24 protein-coding genes and 1 tRNA gene are annotated in these 23,316 nt (G+C 66.9%); 15 read left to right on the top strand and 10 right to left on the bottom strand.

What is annotated here, in order from left to right; translation table 11 throughout:
• Positions 1–11: 11 nt before the first annotated feature.
• Positions 12–695: a YqeB family protein gene (locus tag ABD683_RS07750; protein ID WP_344768794.1), complete on the top strand. Its 684-nt coding sequence runs from the start codon at positions 12–14 to the stop codon at positions 693–695.
• A 446-nt stretch (positions 696–1,141) separates the two neighbouring features.
• Here the strand turns inward: ABD683_RS07750 and ABD683_RS07745 are convergent.
• Positions 1,142–1,227 (bottom strand) — tRNA-Leu (locus ABD683_RS07745).
• Between the two features lie 158 nt (positions 1,228–1,385).
• Between ABD683_RS07745 and ABD683_RS07740 the strand changes: the two genes are divergently transcribed.
• The 6 genes from ABD683_RS07740 to pknB all read left to right on the top strand — a co-directional run bounded on the left by ABD683_RS07740 (position 1,386) and on the right by pknB (position 8,472).
• Complete coding sequence (locus ABD683_RS07740; RefSeq protein ID WP_344768793.1) at positions 1,386–2,105, top strand: FHA domain-containing protein; 720 nt, start codon at positions 1,386–1,388, stop codon at positions 2,103–2,105.
• Positions 2,105–2,578: an FHA domain-containing protein FhaB/FipA gene (locus ABD683_RS07735; RefSeq protein ID WP_344768792.1), complete on the top strand. Its 474-nt coding sequence runs from the start codon at positions 2,105–2,107 to the stop codon at positions 2,576–2,578. The genes ABD683_RS07740 and ABD683_RS07735 overlap by 1 nt, the downstream gene beginning before the upstream one ends.
• A gap of 3 nt (positions 2,579–2,581) precedes the next feature.
• The gene (locus ABD683_RS07730; protein ID WP_344768791.1) at positions 2,582–3,847 is read left to right on the top strand and encodes a PP2C family protein-serine/threonine phosphatase; all 1,266 of its coding nucleotides are present in this window, start codon (positions 2,582–2,584) and stop codon (positions 3,845–3,847) included.
• On the top strand, positions 3,844–5,214 hold the full coding sequence (locus ABD683_RS07725) for an FtsW/RodA/SpoVE family cell cycle protein (RefSeq protein WP_344768789.1): 1,371 nt from the start codon (positions 3,844–3,846) through the stop codon (positions 5,212–5,214). Before ABD683_RS07730 ends, ABD683_RS07725 begins: the two co-directional genes overlap by 4 nt.
• Positions 5,211–6,680, top strand: a complete 1,470-nt coding sequence (locus ABD683_RS07720) for a peptidoglycan D,D-transpeptidase FtsI family protein (protein ID WP_344768787.1) — start codon at positions 5,211–5,213, stop codon at positions 6,678–6,680. Before ABD683_RS07725 ends, ABD683_RS07720 begins: the two co-directional genes overlap by 4 nt.
• A 61-nt stretch (positions 6,681–6,741) precedes the next feature.
• The gene (gene pknB / locus ABD683_RS07715) at positions 6,742–8,472 is read left to right on the top strand and encodes a Stk1 family PASTA domain-containing Ser/Thr kinase (RefSeq protein ID WP_344768785.1); all 1,731 of its coding nucleotides are present in this window, start codon (positions 6,742–6,744) and stop codon (positions 8,470–8,472) included.
• A 1-nt stretch (position 8,473) separates the two neighbouring features.
• Here pknB and ABD683_RS07710 read toward each other — a convergent pair whose 3' ends face one another.
• On the bottom strand, positions 8,474–9,202 hold the full coding sequence (locus ABD683_RS07710) for a DUF881 domain-containing protein (protein WP_344768784.1): 729 nt from the start codon (positions 9,200–9,202) through the stop codon (positions 8,474–8,476).
• A gap of 94 nt (positions 9,203–9,296) precedes the next feature.
• Here ABD683_RS07710 and ABD683_RS07705 point away from each other — a divergent pair, with 94 nt between their 5' ends.
• A complete protein-coding gene (locus ABD683_RS07705) occupies positions 9,297–9,530 on the top strand; it encodes a cell division protein CrgA (protein ID WP_344768782.1) in 234 nt (77 codons plus the stop codon).
• 67 nt (positions 9,531–9,597) lie between these two features.
• Here the strand turns inward: ABD683_RS07705 and ABD683_RS07700 are convergent, their stop codons facing one another.
• Both ABD683_RS07700 and ABD683_RS07695 read right to left on the bottom strand, forming a co-directional pair.
• Positions 9,598–10,425 carry a rhomboid family intramembrane serine protease gene (locus tag ABD683_RS07700; protein ID WP_344768780.1) on the bottom strand — a complete coding sequence of 276 codons (828 nt, stop codon included), beginning with the start codon at positions 10,423–10,425 and terminating at the stop codon, positions 9,598–9,600.
• A complete protein-coding gene (locus tag ABD683_RS07695) occupies positions 10,422–10,937 on the bottom strand; it encodes a peptidylprolyl isomerase (protein WP_425548529.1) in 516 nt (171 codons plus the stop codon). The genes ABD683_RS07700 and ABD683_RS07695 overlap by 4 nt, the downstream gene beginning before the upstream one ends.
• A gap of 194 nt (positions 10,938–11,131) precedes the next feature.
• On the opposite strand from ABD683_RS07695, the gene ABD683_RS07690 reads away from it, so the two are divergent.
• Positions 11,132–11,905, top strand: coding sequence for an enoyl-CoA hydratase/isomerase family protein (locus tag ABD683_RS07690; protein WP_344768776.1), 774 nt, complete (start codon positions 11,132–11,134; stop codon positions 11,903–11,905).
• A gap of 17 nt (positions 11,906–11,922) precedes the next feature.
• Here the strand turns inward: ABD683_RS07690 and ABD683_RS07685 are convergent, their stop codons facing one another.
• The 3 genes from ABD683_RS07685 to glyA are packed head-to-tail and all read right to left on the bottom strand — an operon-like array spanning position 11,923 to position 14,262.
• Complete coding sequence (locus tag ABD683_RS07685) at positions 11,923–12,258, bottom strand: DUF3817 domain-containing protein (protein WP_344768774.1); 336 nt, start codon at positions 12,256–12,258, stop codon at positions 11,923–11,925.
• Between the two features lie 4 nt (positions 12,259–12,262).
• On the bottom strand, positions 12,263–12,988 hold the full coding sequence (locus ABD683_RS07680) for an SURF1 family protein (RefSeq protein ID WP_344768773.1): 726 nt from the start codon (positions 12,986–12,988) through the stop codon (positions 12,263–12,265).
• Positions 12,985–14,262: a serine hydroxymethyltransferase gene (gene glyA, locus ABD683_RS07675; RefSeq protein WP_344768771.1), complete on the bottom strand. Its 1,278-nt coding sequence runs from the start codon at positions 14,260–14,262 to the stop codon at positions 12,985–12,987. The genes ABD683_RS07680 and glyA overlap by 4 nt, the downstream gene beginning before the upstream one ends.
• 263 nt (positions 14,263–14,525) lie before the next feature.
• Here glyA and ABD683_RS07670 point away from each other — a divergent pair, with 263 nt between their 5' ends.
• The 3 genes from ABD683_RS07670 (at position 14,526) to ABD683_RS07660 (ending at position 19,985) form a co-directional block, all read left to right on the top strand.
• On the top strand, positions 14,526–16,139 hold the full coding sequence (locus ABD683_RS07670) for an ABC transporter substrate-binding protein (RefSeq protein ID WP_344768769.1): 1,614 nt from the start codon (positions 14,526–14,528) through the stop codon (positions 16,137–16,139).
• 71 nt (positions 16,140–16,210) lie between these two features.
• Complete coding sequence (locus ABD683_RS07665; protein ID WP_344768768.1) at positions 16,211–17,296, top strand: ABC transporter permease; 1,086 nt, start codon at positions 16,211–16,213, stop codon at positions 17,294–17,296.
• Position 17,297: 1 nt separating this feature from the next.
• Complete coding sequence (locus ABD683_RS07660) at positions 17,298–19,985, top strand: dipeptide ABC transporter ATP-binding protein (RefSeq protein ID WP_344768766.1); 2,688 nt, start codon at positions 17,298–17,300, stop codon at positions 19,983–19,985.
• A 126-nt stretch (positions 19,986–20,111) separates the two neighbouring features.
• Here ABD683_RS07660 and ABD683_RS07655 read toward each other — a convergent pair whose 3' ends face one another.
• The gene (locus ABD683_RS07655; protein ID WP_344768764.1) at positions 20,112–20,957 is read right to left on the bottom strand and encodes an oxygenase MpaB family protein; all 846 of its coding nucleotides are present in this window, start codon (positions 20,955–20,957) and stop codon (positions 20,112–20,114) included.
• Positions 20,958–21,069: 112 nt separating this feature from the next.
• Between ABD683_RS07655 and ABD683_RS07650 the strand changes: the two genes are divergently transcribed.
• Entirely contained in the window at positions 21,070–21,279 is a 210-nt protein-coding gene (locus tag ABD683_RS07650; RefSeq protein ID WP_344768762.1) for a dodecin family protein, read from the top strand.
• A 12-nt stretch (positions 21,280–21,291) separates the two neighbouring features.
• Here the strand turns inward: ABD683_RS07650 and ABD683_RS07645 are convergent, their stop codons facing one another.
• Complete coding sequence (locus ABD683_RS07645) at positions 21,292–21,768, bottom strand: MarR family winged helix-turn-helix transcriptional regulator (RefSeq protein ID WP_344768760.1); 477 nt, start codon at positions 21,766–21,768, stop codon at positions 21,292–21,294.
• A 102-nt stretch (positions 21,769–21,870) separates the two neighbouring features.
• Here ABD683_RS07645 and ABD683_RS07640 point away from each other — a divergent pair, with 102 nt between their 5' ends.
• Entirely contained in the window at positions 21,871–22,530 is a 660-nt protein-coding gene (locus tag ABD683_RS07640; RefSeq protein ID WP_344768759.1) for an FMN-dependent NADH-azoreductase, read from the top strand.
• A gap of 72 nt (positions 22,531–22,602) precedes the next feature.
• Positions 22,603–22,887, top strand: coding sequence for a hypothetical protein (locus tag ABD683_RS07635; protein ID WP_344768758.1), 285 nt, complete (start codon positions 22,603–22,605; stop codon positions 22,885–22,887).
• Here the strand turns inward: ABD683_RS07635 and ABD683_RS07630 are convergent.
• On the bottom strand, positions 22,884–23,279 hold the full coding sequence (locus tag ABD683_RS07630) for an alpha/beta fold hydrolase (protein WP_344768757.1): 396 nt from the start codon (positions 23,277–23,279) through the stop codon (positions 22,884–22,886). The two genes, ABD683_RS07635 and ABD683_RS07630, sit on opposite strands and share 4 nt — an antisense overlap.
• Between the last annotated feature and the right edge of the window lie 37 nt (positions 23,280–23,316).

Below are 23,316 nucleotides of genomic sequence, written 5' to 3'. Positions count from 1 at the left end.
ACCATGTCGCCATGTCTGACTCCTCGGGCACCACTGTCGTCAAGCACTCCGCCTGGTACCACGCGTTCTTGTGGATCGCGTTCCCGTTGGTCGGCGCCGGTGCCGGATGGCTGCTGTCAGAGCTGCCGGGCTGGATCGAGGGCAAGCCCGTGCCGTTCGGCGGCGTGTTCGAGATCCTCGACGACCTCTCTGGTCCGCTGCTGACGATCACCCTGATCGTGCTCGGCATCGTCGCCGGCGTGCTCGTGACGCTGACCGCGTACGACGAGGTGGTCGCCGTGACGATCACGGACACGGACGTCGAGCTGAAGGTGTCCGACAAGACGCGGGCATTCCGGCGCGACCAGGTCGACGCGGTGTTCACCGACGGCAAGACGCTGGTGCTGCAGGCCCGCGACACCAGCGAGCTCGTACGGCTGAAGACCGACCACAAGCCGGCGCAGCTCAAAGCGGCCTTCGAGTCGCACCGCTATCCCTGGTACGACGGCGACCCGCATGAGGCTGACTTCACCCGCTGGGTCGACGGCGTGCCCGGACTCGGAGAGCACGCCAACGCGATCCTCCGCGCCCGCCAGGTCGCCCTCGACGAGGACAAGACCGCAGACGTCGTCGAGCTGCTCGGTGAGGCCGCCAAGCTCGGCGTTGTCGTGCGTACCGTCAGGAAACGGCAGTACTGGCGCAACGCAGTGAAGTAGTCCGTACGTCCTTGTTGGCTCCGCCTGAAGCTGTCATCACGTGCCCCGTGGCGTGGGTGATGCACGCCGCTGCATCGCGACTCGACGCCGTTCGGCGCGAGGGGGGAGCCGTCGCCGCACCGTGTGGGATCAGTGACCAGATCGAATCGTTGGCGCCTTGACGGGAGCGGCTCCTCCCAAATCCACCATTCCTGTTCAGAAGGCTCTGGCCCCCCGACCACAACGACTCTGGCCCCTCAACAGACATCCTGTTGGGGGCCAGAGCCTTCTGTGCGCGAGGGGGGAGCCGTCGCCGCATCGTGCTCGATCAGTGACCAGATCGAATCGTTGGCGCCTTGACGGGAGCGGCTCCTCCCAAATCCACCATTCCATATCAAGAGATTTCGGCCCCCGGCCACAACAAGACCGGCCCCCGAACGACGAATCGTTGGGGGGCCGAAATCTCTTGGTGCGCGAGGGGGGATTTGAACCCCCACGCCCTTGCGGACACTGGCACCTGAAGCCAGCGCGTCTACCATTCCGCCACTCGCGCATCGGTCCCGGCACATCATGCCCAGGACCGAGGAATGAGTCTAACAGGCTGAAATGCAATGGGATTCCTCGCTCCAGCACGCACGAGAACGCACCCCTGCAGCACCGCCCGATACGATCGACAGGAACACCAATGATGACAACGAAAGGCGGAGGCTGATGGCGGGGGTGCTGCAGCGATTTGAGCAAAGACTCGAAGGAGCCGTGACCGGCGCCTTCGCGCGCGCGTTCCGCAGCGCGGTCCAGCCCGTCGAGATCGCCGCCGCCCTGCAGCGCGAGATCGACAACTCCGCACACATCCTGTCGCGCGAACGCATGCTGGTCCCCAACGACTTCACGGTCGAGCTGTCGCCGACCGACTTCGAGCGGCTCGCGCCGTTCAGCAGCACGCTCGCCAGCGAGCTCTCGACGCTGATCAAGGAGCACGTCGCCGACCAGCGCTACACCATGACCGGCCCGCTCAACATCGAGTTCAAGCAGACCGGTGAGCTCAGCACCGGACGGTTCCGCGTACGCAGCCGCACCAACTCCGCCGTCACCCCCGTCGAGGGTCAACGCATGACCGAGACCGCGATCCGCTCCTCCGGTGTCGTGATCGAGGTCAACGGGATGAAGCACCCGCTGAGCCCTCCCGGCGTCGTGATCGGCCGCGGCAACGACGCCGACCTCAAGATCGACGATCCCGGAATCTCGCGCCGTCACGCCGAGATCAGTGTCAGCCGCAACGGCGGCGACACCAACGTGACCGTCACCGACCTCAACTCCACCAACGGCGTGATCCTCAACGGCCACAAGGTCAGCAGCGGCGTGGTGACAGATGGTGCCGAGATCCGCCTCGGCAACACCGTCATCGTCGTCCGCCTCGCGGAGACGCCCTGATGTCAGAGCTCACCCTCACGCTGATCAAGCTCGCGTTCTTGGCGGTGTTGTGGCTCTTCGTCCTCTCAGCGGTCTCCGTGATCCGGTCAGACATCTTCGGCACCAAGGCCCCCTCCCCGGCACGTCCTCCCAAGGCGAAGGCCAAGCCCAAGCCGGCGGCGGGCCGCAAGGCACCGCGGGGCGTACCCACCAAGCTGCAGGTCGTCTCCGGCCCCAACGCCGGCCAGAGCGTGCCGCTCGGCGACACCCCGATCCTGCTCGGTCGAGGTACGGACGCCGCGATCCGCCTCGACGACGACTACGTCTCCACCCGTCACGCCCGTTTCGCCACCAACGGCGAGCAGTGGTTCGTCGAGGACCTCGGCTCGACCAATGGCACCTACCTCGGCAGCCAGCGCATCACCTCGCCCATCCCGATCGGCATCGGCATAGCCGTCCGACTCGGCAAGACCATCGTCGAGCTCCAGAAGTAGCCCATGACGTCTCTGACCTATCGCTATGTCGCGTTGACCGACACCGGCCTGCGCCGACCCGCCAACCAGGACTCCGGCTACGCCAGTCCACGCCTGCTGGTCATGGCCGACGGCATGGGCGGCGCCGCCGCCGGCGACATCGCCTCCGCCGAGGCCCTGCACATCATCCGCCAGCTCGACCGCGACCTCGACGTCGACGCGATGTCCGCCCTGCAACAGGCAGTGACCGCCGCCAACGCCCGCCTCGGTGAGCTGATCCGAAGCGACCCCGCCGTCGAGGGCATGGGCACCACGGTCGAGGCGATGCTCTGGGACGGCTCCAAGCTCGCGTACGCGCACCTCGGCGACTCACGCACCTACCGCCTGCGCGACGGGGTGCTCGAGCAGATCAGCACCGACCACACGTTCGTGCAGAGCCTGGTCGACGAGGGCAAGATCAGCCGCGACGAGGCCCGGGTCCACCCCCACCGCTCGCTGCTGCTCCGCGCGCTGCTCGGCCGCGACGACAACGAGGCCGACTACAACTGGCTGCAGCCGATGCTCGGCGACCGCTACCTCCTCTGCAGTGACGGCCTCTCCGACATGGTCGGCGACAACATCATCGAGATGGCGCTCAGCGCCGAGACGATCGACCTCGCCGCGACCGAGCTGATCCGCCTGGCGCTCGAGGCCGGAGGCTACGACAACGTCACCGTTGTCATCGCCGAGTTCGTCGAGAAGGGCACCGACCCCGACGAGCACCTGTCGTCCGCCGACGGTCAGCCCCAGCTCGTCGGCGCTGCCGCCGGCCCGGCGCGACCGCGTACGGCCGCAGTGACCAACCCCAAGACCACGGAGTCGCAGGCGATCGACCCCGAGGAGATCCGATACGCGCCGCGTCCCCCGAGCCGTCGCCGCTGGCTCCGCTGGACGGCTCTCGGGGTCGTGCTGGCGGTGATCCTCGGCGTTGCGGGCGCCGTCGCCTACAACTGGTCGCAGAACCAGTACTTCGTCGCCTCCTACCAGGGCAAGGTCACCATCTTCAAGGGCGTCCAGGCCGACATTCCCGGGGTGACCCTCCAGCATGTCGACGAGGTCACCGATGTCGAGTTGTCGACGCTCCCCGACTTCCGCCGCAAGCAGGTGCGCGACGGCATCGAGGCATCCAGCCGCGCCGAGGCCGAGCAGATCGTCGACAACCTCGACCAGGTCGCGATCAAGCCGACCCCCACGCCGACTCCCACCGCAACCGAGACGGCGACCGCCACAGCGACGGTCTTCAGGCGATGACCACGCCCGCCTGGGTCCCTCGCAAGCGTCGTGGGGCTGAGTTCTTCCTCACCGTGCTGGCGGTGTTCATCGGCATCACCGCGTACGCCGCGGTGGGCCTCGGCGTCTCCGGCACGATCCCCGCCGACACCTACAAGCTCGGTGTCGCGCTGATCGTCGTCGCCGTCGCGACACACCTGATCGTGCGCCGCGTCGCACCGTACGCCGATCCGGTCCTGGTGCCCCTCGTCATCTCGCTCAACGGCCTCGGGCTGGCGATGATCTATCGCCTCGACCTCGGGCGCCAGCAGATCAACCCCGACCGTCAGGCGTTCGCCAACGGCCAGCTGGTGTGGACCGCGATCGGCATCGCCGCATTCGCCGGGATCATGATCCTCGTACGCGATCACCGCCGCCTGCAGACGCTGACCTACACGTTCGGCGCCGCGGCGATCGCCCTGCTGATCCTGCCGCTGCTGCCCGGCATCGGTCGTACGATCAACGGCGCCCGCATCTGGATCAACCTCGGCCCGTTCAGCTTCCAGCCCGGCGAGGCCGCCAAGGTGTGCCTAGCGATCTTCTTCGCCGGCTACCTCGTGGTGAAGCGCGACGCGCTGGCGCTGGCCGGCCGTCGGGTGATGGGGGTCGACCTGCCGCGTGGCCGCGACCTCGGACCGATCCTCGCGGGCTGGCTCATCAGCGTCGGCATCCTCATCTTCCAGCGCGACCTCGGGTCGTCGCTGCTGTTCTTCGGCCTGTTCGTCGTGATGCTCTACGTCGCCACCGAGCGCGTCGGTTGGCTCGTGGTCGGCGGCGTGCTGTTCGCGCTGGGTGCCTACTTCGGCTACCTCGCATTCGGCCACGTACGCGTACGGTTCGACGCCTGGCTCGACCCGTTCGGTGACCCCGACCGCAACGGCCAGATCATCAACGGCCTGTTCGGCCTGGCCCACGGCGGCGTGCTCGGTCAGGGCTGGGGGCAGGGCAGCCCGCAGCTGACCCCGTTCTCGTTCTCCGACTTCATCGCCGCGTCGATGGGTGAGGAGCTGGGGCTCGCCGGGCTCATGGCGATCCTGATGATCTACGGGCTCATCGTCGAGCGTGGCCTCCGCATCGCGCTCACGTGCCGCGACGCGTTCGGCAAGCTGCTCGCCGCGGGCCTCGCGTTCTCGTTCGCGCTCCAGGTGTTCGTCGTGATCGGCGGCGTCACCCGCCTCATCCCGCTGACGGGTCTCACCACACCGTTCATGGCGCAGGGCGGCTCGTCGATCGTCATGAACTGGGTCATCATCGGCTTGCTGCTGCGCATCAGCGACCAGACCCGGCGCCCGGCGCCCGAGATCTCCACGTTCGAGCACGACGAGGAGACGCAGGTGGTGAAGCTGTGAACCGGCCCATCCGCAACATCGCGATCGCCTGTCTCGTCCTGTTCATGGCGCTGCTGATCAACGCCAACTACGTCCAGTTCGTGCAGGCCGACAGCCTCAACGCCAAGAACGGCAACAAGCGCGTCATCAACGAGGAGTTCTCCCGCGACCGCGGACCGATCCTCGTCGACGGCAAGTCGATCGCCGTCAGCGTGAAGTCCAAGGACGAATACAAGTTCCAGCGGCGCTACCCCGAGCCCAAGCTGTACGCGCCGATCACCGGCTACTTCTCCTACATCTACGGCCGCGGCTCCATGGAGAACACCGAGAACGGCGTGCTCTCGGGCAGCGACAACCGACTCTTCGTCAACCGCGTCGTCGACCTGGTCTCCAACAAGCAGCCCAAGGGCGGCAGCGTCGAGCTGACGATCGACCCCCTCGCGCAGAAGACCGCCGCCAGCGGGCTCGAAGCGCTCGGCACGGACACCAAGGGGGCGGTCGCGGCGATCGACCCGCAGACCGGTGCCGTCCTCGCGATGGTGACGCAGCCGTCGTACGACCCCAACCGCCTGGCGAGTCACAACTTCACCGAGGTGCAGAAGGCCTGGGAAGACCTGACCACCGACAAGGACCGCCCGATGCGCAACCGTGCGGCGCAGGAGGTCCTGCCTCCCGGGTCGACGTTCAAGCTCGTCACAGCCGCCGCCGCGCTGGAGAACCTCGGACTCAACCCCAGCGACAAGGTCAAGGGTGGCACCCGACTGACCTTCCCGGGCACCTCGTTCACGCTCCCCAACGAAGGCGGCGGCAACTGCGGCGGCAACTCGATCACCTTCGAGCGCGCGCTCAACGTCTCCTGCAACGTCAGCTTCGGCGACCTCGCCGGCAAGATCGGCCAGGAGAAGCTCGCCGAGCAGGCCGCCAAGTTCGGCTTCGGCACGACACCGCTGAGCGACCTCCCGTCGAGCGCCAGCCGCTTCGCACCGGCCGACACCGCGCTGGAGCGCACCGAGCTCGCATTGTCGGGCATCGGCCAGTTCGAGGTCGCCGCGTCGCCGCTGCAGATGGCGATGGTCGCAGGTGCTGTCGCCAACGACGGCAACGTGATGAAGCCGTACGTCGTCAAGAGCGTGCGATCGCCCAACCTCAGCGTCCTCGAGCAGGCCAAGCCCGAGCGCATCAGCCAGGCCATGACCCCCTCCAACGCGGCCAAGCTGCGACAGATGCTGATCAGCACGGTCGAGCGTGGCACCGCGACATCGGCCCGGATCGCCGGCGTCGAGGTCGGCGGCAAGACCGGCACTGCCCAGTCGACGCCGGACCGCCCGCCGTACGCCTGGTTCGTCGCGTTCGCCCCCGCCAACGACCCCAAGGTCGCCGTCGCAGTGCTGGTCGAGTCGACCGACGTGGGTCGTGACGAGATCTCAGGTGGCCGCCTGGCCGGACCGATCGCGCGCTCCGTCATCGAGGCGGTGCTCGGCAGATGAGCTGGTCCGCCAGACACGCCCTAGTTCACACTTCGACCACGACTATTGAGAGACTGACATCATGACCGAATCCGTCGACGAGCCAATCCGCCTCGGCGAGCGCTATGAGCTCGGTGGTCTCCTCGGGCGCGGCGGCATGGCCGACGTACGAGTGGGCCGCGACCTGCGCCTCGGCCGTACGGTCGCCGTCAAGCAGCTGCGATCCGACCTCGCGGCCGATGACACGTTCCAGGCGCGGTTCCGCAAGGAGGCGCAGTCCACGGCGGCGCTCAACCATCCGTCGATCGGCGCGGTCTACGACACGGGTGAGTCACTCGACAAGCACGGCAACCACGTGCCCTACATCGTCATGGAATACATCGAGGGTCAGACGCTCCGCGACATCATGCGTGGCGCCCAGGACGGTCGCAAGATCCTGCCCGAGCGGGCCCTCTCGATCACCGCTGACGTGCTCAGCGCCCTCGACTACAGCCACCGCAACGGCATCATCCATCGTGACATCAAGCCCGCCAACGTCATGCTGACGCCGTCGGGCCAGGTCAAGGTCATGGACTTTGGCATCGCCCGGGCCATCGCCGACACCTCCTCGGCCATGACGCAGACCGCCGCCGTGATCGGCACGGCACAATACCTCTCGCCCGAGCAGGCCCGCGGCGAGACCGTTGACGCCCGCAGCGACATCTACTCCACCGGCTGCCTGCTGTACGAGCTCCTCACCGGACGCCCGCCGTTCGTCGGCGACAGCCCCGTGTCGGTGGCCTACCAGCACGTACGTGAGGAGGCCCGTCCTCCGTCACAGCTCAACCCCGACGTGAGCACGACGGTCGATCACATCGTCGCCAAGTCGCTCGCCAAGCGGGTCGAGGACCGCTACCAGAGCGCCGCCGACATGCGCAAGGACATCGACCGCGCCATCGCCGGCCTGCACGTCGATGCCCCGACCGCCGCCACCGTGGCGGCCGGTGCAGCGACACAGGTCGCCCCCGCCGCTCCGTCACTCCCACCCGCGTCCACAGCAGGTGCGGGCGGCGCCCGTCGCGCCCTCCCGCCCGAGGACAACGGCGGCGAAGGCAACGGCAAGTGGTGGGGCATCGGCATCGTGGCCGTCCTGCTGCTGGCCGCGCTCGCGTACGGCATCTACAAGTGGACCGAGCCACCGCCGGAGATCCCGCAGGTCGCGGTGACCGACGTGACCGGAATGCCGGTCGAGCAGGCCACCCGGGCGTTGACCAACGACGGGTTCAAGGTCGACACCCAGAACGAGACGCGTCCCGACAACAAGCTCAAGGAAGGGCTCGTCATCGCGACCGACCCGCCCGCGGGCGAGAAGGTCAAGGAAGCCTCCACGATCACGCTGATCGTCAGCTCCGGACCCGAGCAGGTCACGATCCCGTCGCTCGACGGCTACTCGTACGACGACGCCAAGAAGCTCCTGGAGAGCAAGGGGCTCAAGGTCAAGAAAAGCGAGACCGACAGCGAGCTGGCCAAGGACAAGGTCATCAACAGCAACCCGCCGGCCGGCGAGACCGCCGATTTCGGCAGCACCGTCACGCTGCTGGTCTCCAAGGGACAGTCCACCGTCCCGAACGTCGTCGGCCTGACCAAGGAAGAGGCGATCGCCAAGCTCGAGGATGCCGGCCTCAAGGCCAACGTCGTCGAGGACCCCGCCTCGACGGTGGAGCAGAACACGGTCGCCTCGCAGGACAAGCCCGAGGGAACCGTGGTCTCCCCGGGTACGACGATCACGATCACCGTGTCGACCAACCCCGCGCTCCCGCCACCTGGTCCTTAGCTCAGGACTGGGCGCGGGCGTAGCGGAGGCTGACCGGGCCGCTGTAGGCCTTGATGGTGATGTCGTCGACGGTCTCGATCTCGAGGCCGAGCTTGTAGACCTGTACGTACAGGCGATAGCTGGTCGTCTCGGGTGACCGCGAGATCTCCTCGTTCATCCTCGTCCCGTCGCCGATCGCCTCGATGACGTAGGGCGGGGAATAGGGGACTCCGTCGAGGACGACGGTGTTGCCGACGCACTTGATGCCGGTCGTCGAGATCAGCCGCTGCCCCTGAATCGAGATCGCCTCGGCCCCCCCGGCCCAGAGCGCGTTGACGAAGGCCTGGATGTCCTGCTGGTGCACGACCAGGAGATTGTCTGCCACATCTTCGGGCTTGACGCTCTTGGGGGCGTCCGTCAGCGTGACCCGGATGCCGGGTCCGTCGAGCGCGGTCAGGCCGGTTGGCTGCTCGAGCTTGGTCGCCTTCTTGCGGTAGTCGTCCAGGGCTGCACCGGAGACCTCCGCCGAGAGCGCGTCGATGTCCTTGCGCAGCTTGCGGGCGTCATCGCGGCGGTCGGCGATGCGATCGGATCGCTCCTTGAGCAGCGATCCGACGTCGCCGCCGGCGGGACGCAGGTCGGTGCCGTCGGCGTTGACCGATGCCGCGACGAACAGGAAGCCGGCAATCACACAGATGGCGAGGACGGCAAAGGTCCAGCTCTGGCGCTCGTGCCTGCCCGCCTTGGCCATACCTGAACTCCCTTGTTGCACCGTCGCCAACTACGCTATCTGAGAGCACCCATCGATGCGGATCCCGTTCCGCAGCAATCGTCCGGAGTACGTCGTGGCCAGAGACAAAGCACCCAAGGCACCCAAGCCCACCAAAATCGGCAACCGCTGGGCGGGACCGGCCATGGTCATCTCCGCGGTCGTCGGCCTCATCTGGATCGTCGTGTTCTACACGATCAGCGACGGCAACACCGAGATCCCGTTCTACTCCGACCTGGGCCAATGGAACCTCGTCATCGGCATGGGCTTCATCGTGGCGGCCTTCGGCTTCGCCATGAAGTGGGAGTAGGCACCTTAATTACACGCGTGTAGTTATCCACACCTGTGTGCACAGATGTGGGTAAATCACATCGGTGTCATGTGAGCTGACCCGTACGGATCACCACGGCACCGACGATCGCGATCCACACGGCGACGAAGACGAGTCCCTGGACCAGCTGCTTGCGGTCACGCGGTGCGTACGCAAACGCCGCGCCGAGGATGCACCCGGCGACGAATCCGCCCAGGTGCCCCTGCCAGCTGATGTTGCCCTGCAGGCTGATGACGGCGTTGATAGCCAGCAGGACCAGGAGCGTCGTGACGTCCTGCTTAGCCCGCACCAGCAGCAGCAGCGCCATGCCGAACAGCCCGAAGACTGCGCCGGACGCACCGATCGTCGCGATCTCGGGCTTCTCGAGCCAATAGACGAACACCGACGAGGCGATCGCCGTCGTGAGATAGGCAGCGATGAACCGGACCGTGCCGAGCGCCTTCTCCACGAACGGCCCGAAGAGGTAGAGCGCGTACATGTTGAACGCGATGTGCAGGATGCTGCCGTGCAGGAACGCCGCCGTGAGCAGCCGCCAGTAGTCGCCGTCGGCCACGGCGTACGACTGCATCGCGCCGCGCTGGAACACCGATCCGGTCGTGTTGTCCGTAGCCAGCTGGGCGATGTAGGCCACCACGTTCAACGCGATCAGCACGAAGCTGACCACGCCGACGTTGGCCGAGATCGCACCACCGGCGATGGTGCGCGGCGCTCGTACGGACTTGGCTCCCTCGGTCACGCAGGACGGGCACTGGAACCCGACCGAGGCGTCACGCATGCATGCGGGGCAGATCATCCGCTCGCACCGCTGACACGCGATGTAGGCATCGCGGTCAGGGTGGCGATAGCAGCGGTAGGCCTGCGCCGGTTGGCTCATGCGTCGACGCGCGCGATCTCAACCTTCTCGAGCGTCACGGGCTCGATGGGGCGGTCGAAGCGGTCGCGCTCGACGACGGCGATCGCGTCGACCACGGCACGGCTCGCATCGTCGGCGACCTCACCGAAGATCGTGTGCTTGCGGTTGAGCCAAGCCGTCGGGATGACCGTGATGAAGAACTGCGAACCGTTCGTGCCCGGCCCGGCGTTAGCCATGGCCAGCAAGTAGGGGCGGTCGAACTGCAGGTCGGGGTGGAACTCGTCCTCGAACTGGTAGCCGGGGCCACCCATGCCGGAGCCGAGCGGGTCGCCGCCCTGGAGCATGAAGTCGGGGATGATGCGGTGGAAGATCAGGTTGTCGTACAACGGCTTGGTGGAGACCTGGCCCGTCTCGGGGTCGATCCATTCCTTGGTGCCCTCGGCGAGACCCACAAAGTTCTCGACGGTCTTGGGCGCGTGGTTGGGGAAGAGCTCAACCACGATGTCGCCGTGGTTGGTCTTGAATGTTGCCATCAGCTTCGATGCCACAGGGGGTATTCCTCTCGGTGTGATCCTGACCATCGTTTCATGACGTCCCAAGATCGGCCCGATAGGTTGGGGCTCATGCTCAAGAAGCTCCTTTTGCTCGCCGTCGCCGCTGCCGCCGTCGTCGCCTACCGCAATGCGGTCGCCGACAAGGGCGGCTCCTACGATCCCGGCGCCCGCTGATGGCGGTCACGGTCAAACAGGTCGGCGAGATCGCGGTCCTGACGTTCAACACGCCTCCGGTCAACCTCTACTCGGTCGAGATGCACGCCGACTTCGACCGCGCCCTCGACGAGGTCGAAGCCTCCCTGCCGCGGGCGCTGCTCATCCGTGCCGAGGGCAAGACCGTCTCCGGCGGTGTCGACGTCTCGCAGTTCCACGCGCAGAAGACGCTCGAGGACACCAAGACGCTGTACGACCGGATGATCGAGCTGCCCGACCGCGTCGCAGCGCTGCCGATCCCGACGTTCTTCGCGGCGCACGCGCTCACGCTGACCTGGGCGTTCGAGGTGGCTCTGGCATCCGACCTGATCATCGCGTCGGACCAGGCCAGGTTCGGGCTGGTCGAGCGGGTCATCGGTCTCACCCCGACGATGGGTGGCACGCAGCGACTCGCCGGCCGGGCCGGCGTGGGCCGCGCCAAGGAGCTGGTCTTCACCGGCGAGCTGTATGACGCCGCGACACTCGAGCGGTGGAACGTGGTCAACCGCGTGCTCCCGGTCGACGGGTTCGACGACGCCGTGATGGCGCTGGTCGAGTCGATCGCCGTCGGGCCGACCCGGGCGTTCGGCGCAGCCAAGGACATCCTGCGGCACTTCGAGGCCGGCGGCGTGCCCCAGGCCAACGCTCACACGACGGCGATCGCGGCCGCGCTGTTCGACACCGAGGACCTGCAACACGGCATGGAGTCATTCCTCAACGACGGTCCCGGCAACGCCACGTTCACGGGTCGCTGACCGGGCTGCGAAAACCGTCAGGCGGTTTCGGGATGAGCTGCGCGTACGGCCTTCGTCGCACGGTGCTCGGCCCAGAAGCTGACGACCGGGATCGTGCCGGCGAGCAGCGTCGTGATCGTGAACGGGATCGTCCAGCGCGCCTTGCGGGCCAGCAGCGCCGCCATGACCAGGAAGATCATGTAGAGCCAGCCGTGGGCGATGCCGAGGTAGGTCGTGATCCACTCACCCGCGTCCTGCAGTCCTGAGCCGTCCGAGGCGAGGTACTTCAACGGCACGCCGACCAGGATCAGCACGATCAGCAGGACGCCGACGATGTTGGCCATGGTGCGGTAACGGAGGAGCGCAGTTTTCACGGCGTCAGGCTACCTTCGCCCTCGCAGCGGCCACGCTCTCGGTCGACATCCGCCACCACATGAACAGGGCGAACGCACCGAACACCCACCACTGCAGCGCGTACGCGAGGTTGCGCAGGCCCGTCGTCCACGGCACGTCGACCGACGGTGTCTCCGCCAGCGCGAGTCCTCCGGCGGCCGAGGTGGAGGTGCTGATCGCGAATCCGGAATAGAGGTCATGGGGCAGCTCGTTCGTCAGCGCCGGGATGCGTACGGATCCGATCTCCCGGGTCTTGGGGTCGAACGGGGCACCGCCGCTCTCACCGGGCTCGAGCACGGCCTCGATCGAGACGGTGCCCTCCGGCACGGGCGGGAAGTCGGTGACCGACGGCGCCCAGCCGCGCACCACCAGGATCGCGGCGTCGTCGACGACCACCGGGGAGAGCAGCCACGCGCCGGCACGTCCGTCCTGCACCTTGCCGCGAACCCACACCTGCTGGTCGGCCGGCGCGAACGACCCCTCGATCGTGACGGGCCGATGGTTGAGTCGGCCCTCGAACGGTTCATCGGCGCCCCACAGGCCCTCGAACGCCACCCTCGGGACGGACTGGGTGTCGGCGCGCTCGTGCTCCTTGCGGGAGTCGTAGACCCCCAGCTGCCACAGTCCCATGACGATGCAGAACGCGATGGCCAGTGCGGCGAACGCGTGCAGTCCCAGCAACCCCGGCCGAAGCCAGAGCCGAAGGCTCACGAGGTGAAGGGCTTGACGTCCGGGTAGAGCGGGAAACGCTCAGCCAGGACCGTGACGCGCTTGCGCAGCCCCTCGATGTCGACCTCGCCCGGCAGCAGCGCCGCGGCGATGATCTCGGCGACCTCGGTGAACTCCTCGGCACCGAAGCCGCGCGTGGCCAGGGCAGGAGTACCGATGCGCAGGCCCGACGTGACCATCGGCGGACGCGGGTCGTTGGGCACGGCGTTGCGGTTGACCGTGATGCCGACCTCGTGGAGCCGGTCCTCGGCCTGCTGGCCGTCGAGCTCGGAGTCACGCAGGTCGACCAGCACGAGGTGGACGTCGGTGCCGCCCGTCAGCACGTTGACTCCCGCGGCCGTCATGTCACCGGCGACGAGGCGTTCGGCGAGGATCTTGGCGCCCTCGATCGTACGCTGCTGGCGCTCCTTGAACTCCGGCTCGAGCGCCATCTTGAACGCGACGGCCTTGGCGGCGATGACGTGCTCGAGGGGGCCGCCCTGCTGTCCGGGGAACACCGCCGAACGCATCTTCTTGGCGATCTCTTCGTCGTTGGTGAGGATCGCACCGCCGCGGGGACCGCCGAGCGTCTTGTGCGTCGTCGTCGTGACGATGTGCGAGTGCGGCAACGGGCTGGGGTGCAGGCCGGCCGCGACGAGTCCGGCGAAGTGAGCCATGTCGACCCACAGCTTGGCGCCGACCTCGTCGGCGATCTCCCGGAACAACGCGAAGTCGAGCTGGCGGGGATAGGCCGACCAGCCGGCGATGATCACGGTCGGGTGGTGCTCGTGGGCCAGCGCGCCTACCTCGTCCATGTCGACCAGGCCCGTCTCGGGGACCACGTGGTAGGCGACCGGGCGGTAGAGCTTGCCGGAGAAGTTGAGCTTCATGCCGTGTGTCAGGTGTCCGCCGTTGGCGAGGTCGAGCCCGAGGATCGTGTCGCCGACCGTCGCGATGGCGTGCAGCGCGGCCGCATTGGCCTGGGCGCCGGAGTGCGGCTGTACGTTGGCGTACGCAGCGCCGAACAGCTCCTTGAGCCGGTCGATCGCGATCGTCTCGACCTGGTCGATGAACTCGCAGCCACCGTAGTAGCGCTTGCCGGGATAGCCCTCGGCGTACTTGTTGGTCAGGACGCTGCCCTGCGCCTCGAGCGAGGCGACGGGTGCGAAGTTCTCCGACGCGATCATCTCGAGCGTCGACTGCTGGCGGTGCAGCTCGAGGTCGAGAAGGGCCGCGATGTCGGGGTCGAAGTCGGCGAGATGATCGTTGTGGCTCATGCGGACAAGACTACGACCTGCCGAACTGCAGGATCTCCGTGGCTGGGTTGCTGATCGCCGCCAACCGGTCCTTGTCAACCGAACACGACGGATGGTCCACCCCGGCCTCTCGACCTGGTGCGCACAGGAACCCTGCAGAGTAACCAAAATGCAATCTTGGTGAGAGTCTCCCCCATGGTCCGGAGAGGTAGCGTGCGAAAGGCTCGGTCCACCATCCGGACAACTTCGCTGCGCAGGTCGCGGCTCGAACATGTAGGAGAGCAATGAAGAACTTCCGACGCGGAACCGCGCTCGTCGCGGTCACCGCCCTTGCAGGACTCGCGCTGGCCGCGTGTGGTCAGAGCAAGGACGATGACAACGCCGGCTCCGGCTCATCCCTCGTCGTCGGCACGACCGACAAGGTCGTCTCGATCGACCCCGCCGGCTCGTACGACAACGGCTCGCTGACCGTGCAGACGCAGGTCTATCAGTACCTCCTCAACTTCCCGGCCGGCAGCACCACGCTGACTCCGGACGCCGCGTCGAAGTGTGACTTCGCCCAGCCGACCGAGTACGTCTGCACCATCAAGGACGGACTGAAGTTCGCCAACGGCCACGCGCTCACGGCAAGCGATGTCGCCTTCTCGTTCAACCGCATCGTGAAGATCAACGACCCCAACGGTCCCGCCTCGCTGCTGGGCAACATGAAGTCGGTGGCTGCCACGGACGACAAGACCGTCACCTTCACGCTCAACTCACCCAACGACCAGACGTTCGGCCAGATCCTCGTGACCTCGGCCGGACCCATCGTCGACGAAGAGACCTACCCGGCCGACAAGGTCCTCGACGATGACGCTGCGGTCAAGGCTCAGGGCTTCTCCGGTCCCTACACGATCGGCAAGTACACCAAGGGCCAGATCGCTGAGTTCAAGGCGAACGCCGACTACGACGGTGCCTACAACAAGCCCAAGACGAAGTCGATCACGCTGACGACGTACGCCGACGCCAACAACCTCAAGCTCGACGTCCAGAACGGCAAGATCGACGTCGCATGGCGTTCGCTCACCCCGACCGACATCGCGAGCCTCAGCAAGGACGACAAGGTCAAGGTCCACACGGGCGCAGGTGGCGAGCTCCGCTACATCGTCTTCAACATGAAGACGATGCCCGGCAAGGACGCCGCCCAGAAGCTCGCCATCCGCAAGGCGATGGCGTCCTCGATCGACCGCGAGGAGCTGTCGACACAGGTCTACAAGGACACCTACACGCCGGCATACTCGGCCGTCCCGGACGGACAGGTCGGCGCCGTGGAGTCGTTCAAGGACAAGTACGGCGACAAGCCCGACAAGGCCGCTGCCAAGAAGTTCCTCGACGACGCCGGTGTCACGACCCCGGTCGACATCAAGCTGCAGTACAACACCGACCACTACGGTTCCTCGTCGACCGAGGAGTACAACGCGGTCAAGCGTCAGCTCGAGGACTCGGGTCTGTTCAAGGTCGACCTCCAGTCGACCGAGTACGTCACGTACTCGAAGGAGCGCGTCAAGGATGCCTACCCGATCTTCCAGCTCGGATGGTTCCCGGACTTCCCGGACGCTGACAACTACGTCACGCCGTTCTTCGCTCCGAACAACTTCCTGCAGTCGCACTACAACTTCTCGGACTCCGACAACCCGGTCCCCGAGATGACGGCACTGCTGAAGTCCGAGGCCACCGATTCCGACAAGGACTCACGCGTTGCGACGTTGAAGAAGATCCAGGACCTGGTTGCCGACCAGATCCCGATCCTGCCGCTGCTCACCGGAGCGCAGGTTGCGGTTGGTGGCACCGACGTGAAGGGACTCGAAGAGACGCTGGATCCGGCGTTCAAGTTCCGCTTCACTTCGCTGTCGAAGTAGTCAGCTCGGAGGGGCGGGTCCACTGGGCCCGCCCCTTCCGTATGTTTCAAGAAACACGTTGAGAGGAACTCATGTCCGCCGAAGTCCTCGCGCCGCTCGAGCCGCCCGCCCCCGAGTCATCCTCGGGGCGTCGAGGTCCGCTGAGCCCGCTCGTCCGCTACATGCTGGTGCGTTTCGCCCTGATCATCCCGATGCTGTGGGTGCTCGTGACGATGGTGTTCCTCCTGATGCGCGTCATCGGAGACCCCGTGACCGCCGCCCAGGGCGGTCGACTCAATGCCGAGCAGATCGCCGAGCGCAAGCACGCCGCAGGACTCGACCGGCCCATGCTGACGCAGTACTGGGAGTACATCACCGGCCTGCTGCACGGTGACTTCGGCACGACACTGACCGACCATCGCGAGATCTCGGGAATCCTGACGCACTACGGCGCAGCGACCCTTGAGCTGTCGTTCTGGGCCCTGCTGGTCGCGTTCGGTGTCGGCGTGCCCCTGGGTCGCCTGGCTGCCCGCTACCGCGACCGCCTCCCCGACGTCGTGCTCCGACTCTTCGCGATCCTGATCTATGCGGCGCCGGTGTTCTTCGTCGGCCTTCTCCTCAAGCTCGCCTTCACGCCGTTCGGCTGGCCGTCGTCGGGTCGCTCCTCGACCCAGACCGAGCTGACGCTCGACAACGTGCACCCGCACACCAACATCATGATCGTCGACGCGCTCCTCTGGGGTGACCCCAAGATCATCCTCGAGGTCCTGCAGTACGCGGTCCTGCCCGCGATCGCGCTCGGACTCCTGACCGGCGGCGTCTTCCTCCGCCTGGTCCGCATCAACCTCCTCCAGACGTTGCGCATGGACTACGTGACGGCGGCCCGAGCCCGTGGCATCTCAGAGCGGCGAGTCGTACGCAAGCACGCGTTCCGCAACGCCCTCGTCCCGGTCGTCACCGTCATGGGCATGCAGATCGCCCTGCTGCTCGCCGGCGCGGTCCTCACCGAGACGACCTTCGAGTGGAAGGGCATCGGTTATGAGCTGACGCAGTACCTCAAGGCGAGAGACTTCCTTGCGGTCCAAGGCATTGTGACTGCCATCGCCATCATCGTCTGCGTCGCGAGCCTCTTGATCGATGCGATCGTCGCGATCGTCGACCCCCGAGTGAGGTTCTGACATGGCCGCCCTGAACCTCCGGTCCCTGAACTTGTCGAAGGGTGTCCCGGCGATCGTCCGGCAGTCCCACGGGCTGCAGCGCTTCATGCTGCTCCTCGGATTCGGCATCGTGGGAGCGTTCATCCTCATCGCGATCTTCGCGCCGTTGCTCGCCCCGTACGGGTTCAACGACGACCGCGCCGACGGCGTCCTCTTCGGCACGCAGCAGGCACCGTCGGCGGCGCACTGGTTCGGCACGACCGTGGGCGGCACCGACGTGCTGTCGCGCGTCATCTTCGGCACCCGGACCGCGCTCGAGGTCATCCTCCTCGCCGTCGTGCTGTCCAGCCTGATCGGCGTGCCCCTCGGCCTGCTCTCGGGATTCCTCGGCGGCTGGCTCGACCGGGTCCTCGTGCTGATCATGGACGCGCTCTACGCATTCCCCTCGCTGCTGCTCGCCATCGTCGTCTCGATCGCCCTGACAGGTGGCTCCAGCGGTGCCGCGTCCGGCATCCTGGCGGCGGCGATATCGATCACGGTGGTGTTCGTCCCCCAGTACTTTCGCGTGATCCGCAGCGCCACGCTCGCGGTCAAGGTCGAGCCGTACGTCGACTCGGCACGAGTCGTCGGCGTACGTACGCCACGTATTCTCGGCCGTCACATCTTCTCCAACGTCGCCCAGAACCTGCCGGTGATCGGCACGCTCAACGCCTCCGAGGCGATCCTGACGCTTGCGGGCCTGGGCTTCCTGGGCTTCGGCATCGAGCCGTCGGCCGCCGCCGAATGGGGCTTCGACCTCAACAAGGCGCTGCCCGATGCCTCCAACGGCATCTGGTGGACCAGCGTGTTCCCCGGCACGGCGATCGTCCTGGTCGTGCTCGGCGTGACGCTCGTCGGCGAGAGCCTCAACGACATCCTCAACCCGCTGCTGCGTACGCGTGGTGCAGACACCACCTCGGCCGACGAGGCCGAGATCACCCACGAGTTCGAGGAGCTCACGGGCGACATCGAGCCCTCGGTCGAGGTCCGAGGCGCCGAGGCCGGCGACAAACGCGTCGCGGCCCTGTCGCTGTCAGACCTGGCGGTGACGTTCCGTACGGACGCCGGCCAGATCCACGCAGTCAACGGCATCTCGTTCGACGTCGCTCCAGGCGAGGTCGTCGCCGTGGTCGGCGAGTCCGGCTCTGGCAAGTCCGTCAGCTCCCGTGCCGTGCTCGGCCTCCTGCCGTCGACGGCTGCCGTCACCGGTTCGGCGCGTCTGGGCGACCGCGAGCTGCTCGGCATGTCCAACCACGACATCCGCCCGGTCCGTGGTGACCAGGTCTCGATGGTGTTCCAGGAGCCGTCGACCGCGCTCAACCCGGTCTACACGGTGGGCTGGCAGATCATCGAGGGCATCCAGGCGCACCGCGAGATCTCCAAGAAGGACGCCCGCACGCGTGCGGTCGAGCTGCTCGAGATGGTCGGCATGCCCGATCCCGAGCGTCGCGTCGACTACTACCCGCACCAGCTCTCCGGCGGCCAGAAGCAGCGCGTCGTCATCGCGATGGCCATCGCCTGCGATCCGGACGTGATCATCGCCGACGAGCCCACCACGGCTCTCGACGTCACGGTTCAAGCGGCGATCCTCGAGCTGCTGCTGTCGCTGCGCGACCGTCTCGGCACGGCGATCATCCTGATCACCCACAACATGGGCGTCGTCGCCGACATGGCTGACCGCGTCGTCGTGATGTACCGCGGCAACATCGTCGAGCAGGCCCCGGCGCGCCAGCTGTTCGCCACGCCACAGCACCCCTACACACGGGCGCTGCTCGATGCCGTTCCGCACCTCGGTCGCGCGGCACTTGATGGAACAGCAGGTCCTGGTCCGGTCGATGACAACGAGCTCGTGCTCAAGGTCGACGACCTCGTCGTCGAGTTTCCCGGTGGGTTCGGCGAGCCGTCGTTCCGCGCCGTCGACCACGTCTCGCTCGACATCCGCAAGGGAGAGGTGCTCGGGCTGGTCGGCGAGTCGGGCTCGGGCAAGTCGACGATCGGACGTACGGCGGTCGGCCTGCAGCAGCCGACCTCAGGAACCATCGACGTGTCGGGCAACCGGATCTCCGGTCTCTCCGATCGCGAGCTGCGCCCCTACCGCTCACGGTTCGGCTTCGTGTTCCAGGATCCCGCCTCGTCACTCAATCCGCGCATGTCGATCGGCCAATGCATCGCCGAGCCGCTCCACGTGCAGACCCAGATGACGCAGAAGGAGATCGACGCGAAGGTGCGATCCCTGCTCGACAGCGTCGAGCTCGGCGGTTCGTACGTCGGGCGCTTCCCGCACGAGCTGTCCGGTGGTCAGCGCCAGCGCGTCAGCCTGGCCCGTGCGCTCGCGCTCGACCCCGACCTGCTCATCGCGGACGAGCCGACGTCCGCGCTCGACGTGTCGGTGCAGGCGCGCGTGCTCGAGCTGTTCACCGAGCTCCAGCAGCGCCTGCAGTTCGCGTGCCTGTTCATCAGCCACGACCTTGCAGTCGTCGACACCCTCGCCAACCGGGTCGCGGTGATGCAGGACGGCAAGCTGGTCGAGATCGGCGCGCGTCAGCAGGTGCTCGGCAACCCGCAGGAGGAATACACCAAGCGACTCATCGCTGCGGTGCCCGTGCCTGATCCGGACGAGCAGCGTCGCCGTCGAGAAGCCAGAGGACATCTCTTGACGGACATCTCGTAGTTCGACCGACACGTGATTTCATCGAGCTCAAATCGGATGCCGCGATCGTCAGCAATGAAGCACGGCCCGCTTTGACAATGGTGCAGCCGCGGAAATGTTCGCCACCTGCTCACCGACATCAGCTGATCACGGTCTGATGGCCCAACGGATGCCAGCGGTGACGAGCTCACCGCTGGCCCGTACGGCGGTCGCCTCGGTGACCGGGAGGTACGGCAGCCGCAGCGGCCACCGGGTCCAGCGCGGCATCAAGCCGATCGCTGCAGCCGACATCAAGGTGTAGGGCGCGCGCAATGCCAGTGGCACCGGTGGGTGCACGAGGATGAAGCGCGCCGCCGCCCTCGCCTCCGGCGTTCCTGCCAGCTCCGACCGGTAGGACGCCATCACCTCGTCGAGCTCGGCGACGGTCTCCGGCACCTGCTCGGCGCCGAGGGCGCGGGCGACGTAGGCGGTCTCGGCGACATACGCGTCGCGGCCCGCCGCATCCAGCGGCTTCGCGCCGTAGCGATCGTGCGCCCGCAGGAAGCTGTCGATTTCAGCAACATGGACCCAGCGGATCAGGTGCGGATCGGATGCGGCATACGGTCGGCCGTCGCGCGTCGTCCCGCGTACGCGCTCGTGCACCGCTCGTACGACGGCAATCGCCCGATCGGCATCCTCGATCGTGCCGAACGTCGTCTCGGCGAGGAATGTGCTGGTGCGCTGCAACCGCCCCCACGGGTCACCGCGATAGCCCGAGTGTGCATCCACCGCCGCCATCGCCAGTGGGTGCAGCGACTGCAGCAGCAGGGCTCGCAGGCCACCGACGAACATCGACGCGTCGCTGTGCACGCGGTGGATCGCCGAGTCCGGACCGTAGCGCCGCGGACCTTCGGTGCGGTGGATCCGGTCTCGCCGTTGCGGCCCCTCGTCACCCGCGACGCGGTGGAAGATCGTCGCGCCAACGCGGCGGCGTACGGACTCGGCGGGATTCATACCCCGAAGGTAGCCCGAAGTGGATGGCCAGCGACGTGCCCTCCCGTGCACACGTTGCCGAAGTGCGTGCCGGGTGCGACTGTGGGGAGACATCCCCCATCAAGGAGTTGTCATGGGCTCAGTCGCTCGCATCACCAACCTCAGCGCACGTTCGGAGAAGAGCTTTGACGATGCCGTGGCCGTCGGCATCACCCGCGCCAACGAGACGCTGCGCAACGTCACCGGTGCGTGGGTCAAGGACCAGAAGGTCGAGGTCCGCGACGGCAAGATCACCGCCTACCAGGTCGCGATGGAAGTGACGTTCGTCCTCGACGACCAGTAAGGACACACGACGTCAGCACTCTGGCGGCGCGGCGCACGCGTCGACGACCGGACCACCGGCGACGACGCGGGACAACAGCGCCCTGAACGTCTCGGCCTCGTCATCGGAGAGCGATCCGAGGACCGTACGTTCGACGTCGGCAATGCGGCTGGCGGCGGCTCCGTGGGCCTTCTTGCCCTTGGCCGTCAGCACGACCTGTCGCGCCCGGCGATCCGCGGGATCCGGGCGGCGTTCGGCCAGGCCGGCCTTCTCGAGGTCGTCCACCAGGTAGGTCATCACGGTCCGGTCGATGCCGAGCTGTTCGGCAACCGCGGCCTGGTTGCTGCAGGCATCGGCGGCCGCGATCGACATGACTTGGTAGCCGCGGGCACCTCCAGGGAGACCCTCGACAGCCGTGCGGGCGGTCTCGAGGTAGTTGCGCAGCAGCGATCCGAGAGCGCGACCGAAGTCGGCCGTCTCCTCGGTGGGTGCCTGCGCCATTTCCGCCATGCGGCAAGTGTAGCGAGCAGATGGACTGTACCGATCATCACTTTGACAGATGATCGTGATTGCATATGATCTGTTAGACAGACTATCTACTAGGAGCTGCAGATGAGCACCGTCTTCCGACTGGACGCCAGCATTCGCCGTGAAGGCTCGGTCACCCGGGCTGTCGCCGACACCCTCGAGTCAACCATCGCCGAGGAGCTCGGTGACCCGGCGGTCATCCGCCGTGACCTCGGCGCCGACCCCGTCGCCAGCGGCCTGTGGTCAGTCGCCGCCTTCGCCGGCTACACACCCGAAGAGGATCGTTCGCCCGAACAACGGGTCGCCCTCGCCGCCGCGGCGGAGCTCGCCGACGAGCTCGCCGACGCTGACGTGCTGGTGTTCGCCGTGCCGATGTACAACTTCGGCGTCTCCCAGCACTTCAAGACCTGGCTCGACCTCGTACTCACCGATCCCCGCTTTGCGCCTGGTTCGACACAGGCCCTGGCCGGTCGGCCGGCATTCCTCGTCACCGCCCGCGGTGGCGGGTATGGCGCGGGCACCCCTCGGGAGGGCTGGGATCACGCGACCGGTTGGATGCGTCGCATCCTCGAGGATGTGTGGGGGCTCGACCTCGACGTCATCGAGACCGAGCTGACACTCGCCGAGGTCACGCCCCAGATGGCCGACCTCCGCGACCTCGCCCGCGAGCAGCTCGCCGAGTCGCACGACACCGCTCGCAAGAATGGTCGCTCTGTGACGCTCAAGCTCCGCCCAGCAGCCTGACCGTCGTGGCGGGATGTGTGAACATCCCGCCACGGGGTACGTCCGGTCTGAGCCAACCAAGGAGTGGTCAGCGTGAAGAAGCTTTCGGTCCTCGCCATCGGCGCGGTGGGATATGTCCTCGGCTCACGAGCGGGACGTGAACGCTACGAGCAGATCAAGGGCCAGGCGACGAAGCTCTGGAACAGGCCGGTCGTGCAGGACGCGGCCGGCAACGTCGAGCAGGCGGTCAAGAGCACGGCGTCCGATGTCGGCTCCAAGATCGCCGATGTCGCCGGCGACGCCAGCTCGAAGGTGGTCAGCAAGGTCAAGGGTGACAAGGACCCGGACGTCACCACCTCAGGTGGCGCGTCGTTCTAGAACGTCCGGCTGAACCACTCAGCCTGGTCCGCAGCGATCAGCGCTGGATCGCTGCCGTGGAACGGCTCGAAGTGCGCGATGTCGTAACGATGTAGTTCTACGTTCGGCGCCTTTGTGGCCAGTCGTTCGATCGCCTTGCGTGAGACGGTGATGTCCCGCTCGCCGAGGCCGACCCAGACCGGGACGCTGAGCTGCTTGGCCCGGGTGGCGGGGCGGTGCAGCGCAATCGTCGCGAACGCACCGGGTGATGCCTCGTTGATCCAGGCGTCGCTGGTGCAAGCTGCGAAACCGGCGGCCTCGCCCGTGAACGTCATCGCCGCGAGCTCGCCCGGCTCGCCCGTTGCCTTGATCGTGTTGTGTGCGCCAAGGCGGTCCCTGATCGCTCGGCCCATCACTCGAGTGGCGACCCACGGCGTACGCCGAGTCGTT

Source organism: Aeromicrobium panaciterrae, from assembly GCF_039537165.1.
Classification (GTDB): domain Bacteria; phylum Actinomycetota; class Actinomycetes; order Propionibacteriales; family Nocardioidaceae; genus Aeromicrobium; species Aeromicrobium panaciterrae.
Note: the sequence above shows the minus strand (reverse complement) of the source record. Positions and strands in the feature narration are given on the sequence as shown.